Annotated in this window: 11 protein-coding genes; 9 read left to right on the top strand and 2 right to left on the bottom strand. The window is 75.6% G+C overall.

Annotation, left to right across the window (positions count from 1 at the left end):
• Positions 1-128 precede the first annotated feature (128 nt).
• Positions 129-1,487: a nicotinate phosphoribosyltransferase gene (locus CTKZ_RS20530; RefSeq protein WP_124344636.1), complete on the bottom strand. Its 1,359-nt coding sequence runs from the start codon at positions 1,485-1,487 to the stop codon at positions 129-131.
• A gap of 67 nt (positions 1,488-1,554) precedes the next feature.
• On the opposite strand from CTKZ_RS20530, the gene clpS reads away from it, so the two are divergent.
• Genes clpS through CTKZ_RS20570 form a run of 8 tightly spaced genes read left to right on the top strand, consistent with a single transcriptional unit; the run spans position 1,555 to position 7,857 of the window.
• Positions 1,555-1,848, top strand: a complete 294-nt coding sequence (gene clpS, locus CTKZ_RS20535) for an ATP-dependent Clp protease adapter ClpS (protein WP_124344637.1) — start codon at positions 1,555-1,557, stop codon at positions 1,846-1,848.
• A complete protein-coding gene (locus tag CTKZ_RS20540; RefSeq protein ID WP_124344638.1) occupies positions 1,848-2,477 on the top strand; it encodes a DUF2017 domain-containing protein in 630 nt (209 codons plus the stop codon). Before clpS ends, CTKZ_RS20540 begins: the two co-directional genes overlap by 1 nt.
• Before the next feature lie 10 nt (positions 2,478-2,487).
• Entirely contained in the window at positions 2,488-3,303 is an 816-nt protein-coding gene (gene murI / locus CTKZ_RS20545) for a glutamate racemase (RefSeq protein WP_124344639.1), read from the top strand.
• The gene (locus CTKZ_RS20550) at positions 3,300-4,088 is read left to right on the top strand and encodes an MBL fold metallo-hydrolase (protein WP_124344640.1); all 789 of its coding nucleotides are present in this window, start codon (positions 3,300-3,302) and stop codon (positions 4,086-4,088) included. The genes murI and CTKZ_RS20550 overlap by 4 nt, the downstream gene beginning before the upstream one ends.
• 59 nt (positions 4,089-4,147) lie before the next feature.
• Complete coding sequence (locus CTKZ_RS20555) at positions 4,148-4,696, top strand: hypothetical protein (protein ID WP_124344641.1); 549 nt, start codon at positions 4,148-4,150, stop codon at positions 4,694-4,696.
• 10 nt (positions 4,697-4,706) lie between these two features.
• Entirely contained in the window at positions 4,707-5,528 is an 822-nt protein-coding gene (gene rph, locus CTKZ_RS20560) for a ribonuclease PH (RefSeq protein WP_124344642.1), read from the top strand.
• Entirely contained in the window at positions 5,525-6,151 is a 627-nt protein-coding gene (rdgB, locus tag CTKZ_RS20565; RefSeq protein ID WP_124344643.1) for an RdgB/HAM1 family non-canonical purine NTP pyrophosphatase, read from the top strand. Before rph ends, rdgB begins: the two co-directional genes overlap by 4 nt.
• On the top strand, positions 6,148-7,857 hold the full coding sequence (locus tag CTKZ_RS20570) for an ABC-F family ATP-binding cassette domain-containing protein (RefSeq protein WP_124344644.1): 1,710 nt from the start codon (positions 6,148-6,150) through the stop codon (positions 7,855-7,857). Before rdgB ends, CTKZ_RS20570 begins: the two co-directional genes overlap by 4 nt.
• 48 nt (positions 7,858-7,905) lie before the next feature.
• Here CTKZ_RS20570 and CTKZ_RS20575 read toward each other — a convergent pair whose 3' ends face one another.
• Entirely contained in the window at positions 7,906-8,460 is a 555-nt protein-coding gene (locus tag CTKZ_RS20575; protein ID WP_124344645.1) for an NUDIX hydrolase family protein, read from the bottom strand.
• A 131-nt stretch (positions 8,461-8,591) separates the two neighbouring features.
• Here CTKZ_RS20575 and trxA point away from each other — a divergent pair, with 131 nt between their 5' ends.
• On the top strand, positions 8,592-8,972 hold the full coding sequence (gene trxA / locus CTKZ_RS20580) for a thioredoxin (protein ID WP_124344646.1): 381 nt from the start codon (positions 8,592-8,594) through the stop codon (positions 8,970-8,972).
• Positions 8,973-9,053: the final 81 nt, after the last annotated feature.

Consider the following 9,053-nt stretch of genomic DNA (forward strand, 5'->3'; position numbering starts at 1 on the left):
GGCCCGGGGCCGCGCCCGCGCCCGGATCTGACCGGGCCGCGGCGCGGGTGGCGGGGGCCTAGCCCCCCTGCGCTCCCGCCCCGCGTCCGCGGCCTGGTCCTCGCGCAGCGGTCTGGCCGGACGGTCCCTCAGTCCCGTCCGGCCAGCCGCAGCGTCACGGTCGGCACCGCGGCCTCGTCGGCCGACAGCCGTCGCGCTCCGCGCGGCAGCTCGTCCCGCGAGGCGCGGTGCCGATCCCGTGCCCGGCGCACCCCCTGCGGACCCGTCCACGACAGGTCCACCTCCCCGCCGGTCACGAGCGGCACGTGCAGCGCACGCAGCTCGCCGCCCTCGGGCTCCCACGACGCGACCGCCTGGTCCGGTCCCGTCACCAGCACCTCCTCGACGGCCCGCCCGTCCGGCCCTCGCCGCCGCGCCGCCGTCTTGCGGCCCCCGACGCTCGTCTTCGCCGACGACCTCTTCTCGACCGGGGCGAGCGCACCGTCCCGCCCCTCGCGGGCCACGAGCTTGTAGACCATGCCGCACGTCGGCGCCCCCGAGCCGGTCACGACCGACGTCCCGACGCCGTAGACGTCCACCGGTGCCGCGGCCAGCGCGGCGATCGCGTACTCGTCGAGGTCCGACGTCACCACGATCCGCGTGTCGTGGGCTCCCGCGGCGTCGAGCTGGGCGCGCACCTCCTGCGCGAGCACGCCCAGGTCGCCCGAGTCGAGCCGCACCGCACCCAGACCGGTGCCGGCCGCGGCGAGCGCGAGCTCGACGCCGCGCTTCACGTCGTACGTGTCGACCAGGAGCGTCGTGCCGGGTCCCTGGGCCGCGACCTGCGCCGCGAAGGCGGCCTCCTCGTCGTCGTGCAGCAGCGTGAACGCGTGCGCCGCCGTGCCGATCGTGTCGAGGCCGTAGCGGCGCCCCGCCTCGAGGTTCGACGTGGCCGCGAACCCCGCGACGACCGCGGCCCGGGCCGCCGACACCGCGGCCTCCTCGTGCGCGCGCCGCGCGCCCATCTCCAGCACCGGCCGGTCCACCGCAGCGCTCGTCATGCGCGAGGCCGCCGACGCGACCGCCGAGTCGTAGTTGAGGATCGACAGCGCGAGCGTCTCGAGCAGCACGGCCTCGGCGAACGTGCCCTCGACGACGAGGAGCGGCGACTGCGGGAAGAACACCTCACCCTCCGCGTACCCGCGGACCGACCCCGTGAACCGGTAGTCCGCGAGGAAGGCGAGCGTCGCGTCGTCGACGACGCCCTCGTCGGAGAGCCAGTCGAGCTCGCGCGACGTGAACCTGAACGCGGGCAGCGCCTCGAGCAGCCGCCCCGTGCCGGCGACGACCCCGTACCGGCGGCCGGGCGGCAGCCGGCGCGTGAACACCTCGAACACGCAGCGGCGGTGCGCGGTGCCGTCGGCGAGCGCGGCCTGCAGCATCGTGAGCTCGTAACGGTCGGTGAGCAGCGACGTCACGGGGACGGCGGCGGGCTGCGGGTGCGTCATGCCGCCAACGTAGGACGCCCGGGACCGGGCGGCGCGCTCGGCGCGCACGGGCACCTACAGTGGTCGGGTGCCCGTCCAGACCGCGCCCGACGAACGCGTCGAGGCCGCCGAGCAGGCGGCCGTCGCCGACCCGTGGGTCACCATCGTGTGGAACGACCCCGTCAACCTCATGTCCTACGTGACCTACGTGTTCGAGACGTACTTCGGCCACCCCCACGAGAAGGCCGAGAAGCTCATGCGCCAGGTGCACGAGGAGGGGAGGGCGGTCGTGTCGAGCGGGTCGCTCGAGGGCATGGAGGTCGACGTGCAGGCGATGCACGGGTTCGGCCTGTGGGCGACGCTCCAGCGCAGCGGGGTCTGATGCGCGCGTTCACGGAGAAGCACGGCGCGTTCGTCGCGCGGCTCGACGCCTCGGAGCGCGAGGTCGTCGCGGCGCTCGTCGCGGACGTCGCGCAGCTGCTGGGAGCACCCCGGTTCGACGAGGCCGGACCGGCCGCCGCGCCCGAGGGCCCGCTCCTGCGCACCGAGCGGATCCCGCCGCCGCAGGACCCGGCGGTGCGCCGGCTGCTGCCCGATGCGTCGCAGGACGACCCGGACGTCGCGGCCGAGTTCCGCCGCCTGACCGAGGACGACCTGCGGGCACGCAAGGTCGCACGCCTCGGGGTGATGTGGACGCTGCTGACGACGCCCGGAGACGGCCGGCGGCAGGACCTCCTCACGGTCGCCCCGCAGGACGCCCCCGAGGTCGCGGCGGCCCTCACGGACCTGCGGCTCGTGCTCGCCGAGCGGCTCGACGTGCGGACGGACCACGACGCCGAGCAGCTGTACGACGTGCTGTCCGACGAGGCCGAGGGGCAGGACGTCGACGTCCGGCGCTACCTCGTGTCGCTGTACGGCGCGCTGAGCTGGCTGCAGGAGTCGCTCGTCGGGCTCATGCTCGAGCACGCGCGGCGCGGCGGGGCGTCCGGCCGCTCCGCGCACGAGGGTTAGGCTCTCGCCCGTGAACGACGCCCCCCTCGGCATCTTCGACTCCGGCGTCGGCGGTCTCACGGTGGCGCGGTCCATCCTCGACCAGCTGCCGCACGAGTCCACGCTCTACATCGGCGACACGCTCAACACCCCGTACGGGCCCAAGCCGCTCGCCGCGGTGCGCGCACACGCGCTCGAGGTCATGGACGACCTGGTCGACGCGGGCGTGAAGCTGCTGGTCATCGCGTGCAACACCGCGTCGGCCGCGATGCTCCGGGACGCGCGCGAGCGGTACACGCTGCGCCGCGGGATCCCCGTCGTCGAGGTCATCCTCCCGGCCGCCCGGCGGGCCGTCGCCGCGACGCGGACCGGCCGGATCGGCGTCATCGGCACGCGCGCGACCGTCGAGTCCCGGGCGTACGACGACGCGTTCGCCGTCGCGCCCGGCGTGACGCTCACCACGCAGGCGTGCCCCCGGTTCGTCGAGCTCGTCGAGGCCGGCATCACGTCGGGGCCCGAGGTGCTGGCGGTGGCCCGCGAGTACCTCGCGCCGGTCAAGGAGGCCGGCGTCGACACGCTCGTCCTCGGCTGCACGCACTACCCGCTGCTGACGGGCGCGATCTCGTACGTCATGGGCGACGAGGTCACGCTGGTGTCGAGCGCCGAGGAGACCGCGAAGGACGTGTACCGCACGCTCGTCGCGCACGACCTCGAGCGCGACCCCGCGGCCGGCCCGCCGACGCACCGCTTCCTCGCGACGGGCGACCCCGACTCGTTCCACACGCTCGCGCGCCGCTTCCTCGGACCTGAGGTCGGGTCGGTCGAGTCGCGGATGGCCCTGCGATGAGGCTCGTCGTCGTGGGCTGTGCGGGTTCCTTCCCCGGCCCCGACGCGGCCGCGTCCGGCTACCTGGTGCAGGCCGACGACGCCGACGGGCGCACGTGGACCGTGCTGCTGGACCTCGGCAACGGCGCGCTCGGGCCGCTGCAGCGGTACGGCGACCCGACCCGGATCGACGCGATCGGCCTGTCCCACCTGCACGCGGACCACGTCGCGGACATGGTCGTGCTCAACGTGCTGCGGCGGTACCACCCCGACGGCGCGCTGCCGCCGGTCGACGTGCACGGGCCCGAGGGGACCGCGCAGCGGCTCACGCAGATCGCGGGCGGCGACCCGGCGACCGACGTCGGCGGGCAGTTCACGTTCCACGCGTGGGACCCCGCGGCGCCCGTCGTCGTCGGCCCGCTGACGCTGACGCCCGTGCCCGTCGAGCACCCCGTGCCGGCCTTCGGGGTCCGCGTCGAGGGGCCGTCCGAGGCCGACCCGTCGCGGCGCGTCACCCTCGCGTACACCGGCGACACCGACGCGTGCGCCGGTCTCGACACGCTCGCGGACGGTGTCGACCTGCTGCTCGCCGAGGCGGCGTTCGTCGAGGGGCGCGACGACGCCGTGCGCGGCGTGCACCTCACCGGCCGGCGCGCGGGCGAGGCCGCGTCGCGGGCCGGTGCACGGCAGCTGGTCCTCACGCACATCCCCGCGTGGAACGACCCGCAGGTCGCGGTCGCGGAGGCACGCGCGGCCTACGACGGTCCCGTCGCGCTCGCCCGCCCGGGCGACGTGCACATGCTCTGACGCGACCCCCGCCGGGAACCTCCCGCGGGGCGCGCCCGCACCTGGCACGCTGTGCGCTCATGCGCACCCGTACCGTCCGCACGCCCGTCGGGCCGTCCTTCGACGTGGCCGTCCAGTGGGCGCCCCGCTGGGCGCGCGTGTTCCGCCGCGCGCGCCGCCGGCACCGCCGCAGCCGTGACGGTGCCGACGTCGCCTTCGAGGGCGTCGGCGAGCTCGCGGGCGGGCTCGACGACCTCGGCGGCGTCGTCGTGTGGATCGTCGGGGCGGTCGCGTTCGTCTTCGGTGTGCTGCTCGTCTGGCTCTTCCTCGTGCCCCTGCTGCTCGTCGTGCTCGACCTGCTCGTCGTGGTCGTCGTCCTCACGCTCGCGTTCCTCGGGCGGCTGCTGCTGCGTCGTCCGTGGACCGTCGCCGTCACGCCCGCGGGCGACGACGACACGCCCGTCGCGCTCGCCGACGTCATGGGCTGGAACCGCGCGCTGCGCGTCCGCGACGCCATCGGCGGTCGCCTCGCCGCCGGGGCCTCGCCCGAGCAGGCCGTGCTCGACGCCGCGCTGGGCGACAAGGCGGTGACCGCCCGCGTCGCGGGGGGCGTGGGCCTGCGCGGTTAGGCTCGTCCGCATGACCGCCACCACCCCCGCGCTCCGCGCCGACGGCCGACGCCCCGACGAGCTGCGCCCCGTCACGCTCACCCGCCGCTTCCTCGACGCGGGGGAGGGCAGCGTCCTCGTCGAGTTCGGCGGGACCAAGGTGCTGTGCGTGGCGTCGTTCACGGAGGGCGTGCCGCGCTGGCGCAAGGGCTCGGGCGAGGGCTGGGTGACCGCCGAGTACGCGATGCTGCCGCGCGCCACCACGACGCGGTCGGACCGCGAGTCGGTCAAGGGCCGCGTCGGCGGCCGTACGCAGGAGATCTCGCGCCTCATCGGCCGCTCGCTGCGCGCCGTCGTCGACGTGTCCGCGCTCGGCGAGAACACGATCGTCCTCGACTGCGACGTCCTGCAGGCCGACGGCGGGACCCGCACCGCGGCCATCACGGGCGCGTACGTCGCGCTGGCCGACGCGGTCGCGTGGGCGACGCAGCAGCGCATCGTCAAGCCCGGCCGCACGGTGCTGCGCGACTCGGTCGCCGCCGTCTCCGTCGGCATCGTCGAGGGTGTCCCGGTGCTCGACCTGCCCTACGTCGAGGACGTCCGCGCCGAGACGGACATGAACGTCGTCGTCACCGGCTCGGGGGCGTTCGTCGAGGTGCAGGGCACCGCCGAGCACGCCCCGTTCGACCGTGCCGAGCTCGACGCTCTGCTCGACCTCGCGGTCGCGGGCGGCGCGCAGCTCACCGCGCTGCAGCGCGCGGCTCTCGCGTCCGCCCCCGGCGACGGCTCCGCCACGCGCTTGGTCGTGGACGGGGTCGACGGCGTGGACGTGGCGGGCGAGGTGGGCGCGTGACGGTGCCCGTCGGCGCGCGGCTGGTCCTCGCGACGCACAACGCGCACAAGATCGGCGAGCTCCGCGCGATCCTGTCCCCGTCGTTGCCGGGCCTCGACCCCGCCGCGGTCGTCGGCGCGGGCGACGTCGGTGCTCCCGAGCCCGTCGAGGACGGCGTCACGTTCGCGGAGAACGCGCTGCTCAAGGCGCGCGCGCTCGCCGCGTTCACCGGCCTGCCCGCGGTCGCCGACGACTCCGGTCTCGCGGTCGACGTGCTCGGCGGCGCGCCCGGCATCTTCTCCGCGCGCTGGGCCGGTCGGCACGGCGACGACGCCGCGAACCTCGACCTGCTGCTCGCGCAGCTGCGCGACGTGAAGCCCGAGCACCGGGGTGCGCGGTTCGTGTGCGCCGCCGCGCTCGTCACGCCCGACGGGTTCGAGCACGTCGAGACGGGCGCGCTCGTCGGCACGCTCGCGGACGCGCCCCGCGGCGCGCACGGGTTCGGCTACGACCCGGTGCTCGTCCCGCTCGGCGAGGAGCGCACGTGCGCCGAGCTCGACCCGGCCGAGAAGAACGCCATCAGCCACCGCGGTCAGGCGTTCCGCGCGCTCGCGCCGACGCTCGTGCGGGTGCTGGGCGGATGACGCTGCCCGCCCGGCGGGACGCGCACGCGGTGGTCGACCACGTGCACGTCGCCGCCGACGCGGTGACGTTCGGCTACGGGGAGCAGGTCGTCCTCGACGCCGTCGACCTCGTGGTGTCCGCGGGCGACCGCGTCGGGCTCGTCGGGGAGAACGGCGCGGGCAAGACGACGCTGCTGCGGCTGCTCGCGGGCGACCTCGCGCCGCTGTCCGGTGCCGTCCGTCGCGCGGGCACGCTCGCCGTCGTCGAGCAGGAGCTCGACGAGCCCGCCGGGACGACCGTAGGCACCCTCGTCGACCGGGCGCTGCGCGCGGTGCGGGTCGCGTCGGACGAGCTCGAGGCCGCCATCGAGGGCTTCGACCACGAGTCCGGCGACCTGGCCCGCCTCACGGCCGCGATGGCCCGGTACGAGCACCTCGCCGCGTGGGACGCCGACCGGCGCGTCGACGAAGCGCTCACGCGGTTCGGCGCACCGCGCGACCGGGAGCGGCCGCTCGACCGGCTCAGCGTGGGCGAGCGCTACCGGGTCCGGCTCGCGTGCCGGATCGGCGAGCGCGCGGACGTGCTGCTGCTCGACGAGCCGACCAACCACCTCGACGCCGCGGGCGTCGACTACCTCACGGCCCAGCTGCGGGACTGGCCCGGTGCGGTCGTCATCGTCACGCACGACCGTCGGCTGCTCGACGACGTCATGACCGCGATCCTCGACCTCGACCCGTCGATGGACGGCCGCCCCGCGCTGTACGGCGCGACGCGCTACGCGGACTACCGGTTCGCGAAGGACCAGATGCTGCGCCGCTGGCGCGCCCGGTACCGCGCGGAGCGCAAGCGTGCGTTGCAGCTCGCCGTGCGGCTCGACACCGCCTACGAGGGGCTGTCCGACGAGTGGCGCCCGCCCAAGGGCTCGCAGAAGCACCGTCGCGGCACGCGCGCCCGCGTCCACGTGAAGGCAGCGGACCGCCTGATCCAGCGCCTCGAGGCCGACGCGGTCGAGGTGCCCGTGCCGCCACCGGCGCTCGCGTTCCCCGACCTGCCGTCGGTGCCCAAGCCCGTCGCGGGCGACCGCGGGGGCGGCGGCCCGCTGCTCGAGCTGCGCGCGCCCCGCGTCGACGGCGGCCCAGGCGGACGTCCCCGGCTCGACCTGCCCGGGCGACGCATCGAGGTCCCGCCGTGCGGCCGGCTGCTCGTCACCGGTCCGAACGGGTCGGGCAAGTCGACGCTGCTCGCGGCGCTGGCCGGGACGGTCGCGCTCGACCGCGGCGCGCGCGTGCTCGCGCCCGGAGCCCGGCTCGGCGTGCTCGCGCAGGAGGGACCGACCGAGCACGCGGCTCCCGCGGCCGCCGACGGGTCGTCGCCGAGCGCGTTCGACGCGTACGCGCGGCACGCGCTCGACCTGCTCGAGGCCGGTCGGATCGACCCCGAGCAGCTCGTGCCGGTGGCGGCGCTCGGGCTGCTGAGCGAGGCCGACCTCGAACGGCCGCTGCGCGAGCTGTCCGTGGGTCAGCGCCGCCGTTTCGACCTCGCGTGCGCGCTGCTCGCCGCACCGCACCTGCTGATCCTCGACGAGCCCACGAACCACCTGTCCGTCGGTCTGGTCGACGAGGTCACCGACGCGCTGCGGCTCACGTCGGCGGCCGTCGTCGTGGCGACGCACGACCGCCGGATGCGCGCCGACCTCGCCGACTGGCCGGAGCTCACGCTCGGCTGAGGGCGGTCGCGCCGACCGGCGGCGCGCCCGCTGCGTCGTCGCGGACCGTCAGGGCAGGCGGCCGACGTGCGCCATCGCCTGGCGCAGCAGCAGCCCCTGGCCGCCGTTCATCTCGACCTGCACCTGCTCGGCGCACGCCTCCTCGGGCGTGAGCCACGCGAGGTCGATCGCGTCCTGCTGCGGCCGGCAGTCGCCGGACACGGGCACGACGTAGGCGAGCGACACCGCGTGCTGGCGCGGGTCGTGGTAAGGCGTGACGCCCGGCGTCGGGAAGTACTCGGCGACGGTGAACGGCTGCGGCGACGCGGGGATCTGCGGGAGCGCGACGGGCCCGAGGTCCTTCTCGACGTGCCGCACGAGCGCATCGCGCACGCGCTCGTGGTACATGACCCGGCCGCTGACCAGCGCGCGCGACATCACGCCCTCGGGCGTGACGCGCAGCAGCAGCCCGACGGCGACGACGTCGCCCGAGTCGTCGACGCGCACGGGCACGGCGTCGACGTAGAGGATCGGGATCTGCGAGCGGACCTTGGCGATGCGCTCGGGGCTGAGCCAGCCCGCGGGGCGCTCGGGTCCGGGAGGGAACTCGGCGGTGTCGGTCACGGTGCAGTTCTACCCCGAGCCGCGGGTGGTCGCGGCCAGGCGCGCGCGCCCGGCTGGTCGTGGCGGCACCGGGAATATCGGCCGGGGCGTACGCGCTCTAGGTGGCGGACCTGACAACCAGGAGGTGCCACGTGGCGACGACCACGCTGACGGCCGAGACGATCGGCCAGGTCATCAACGAGAACGACATCGTGCTCATCGACTTCTGGGCCGAGTGGTGCGGACCGTGCAAGATGTTCGGCCCCATCTACGAGAAGTCGTCCGAGGAGCACCCCGACGTGGTGTTCGCCAAGGTCGACACCGAGGCCGAGCAGCTCATCGCGGCGCAGCTCCAGATCTCCGCGATCCCGACGATCATGGCGTTCCGCGAGGGCGTGCCGGTGTACCGGCAGTCCGGCGCCCTGCCGGGCCCGCTGCTCGAGAAGGTCGTGGCCGCGGTGAAGGACCTCGACATGGACGAGGTGCGCGAGAAGATCGCGGCCGCCGAGCAGTCGGCGGGCGCCGAGGCCTGACGCCGCCGCACCGGCACGACGACCCCGCACGGTCGTCGTGGCGCTGACGAGCCAGGACGCAGACGACGGCCCGGCCGTGGG

Source organism: Cellulomonas algicola, from assembly GCF_003851725.1.
Taxonomy (GTDB): Bacteria; Actinomycetota; Actinomycetes; order Actinomycetales; family Cellulomonadaceae; genus Cellulomonas; species Cellulomonas algicola.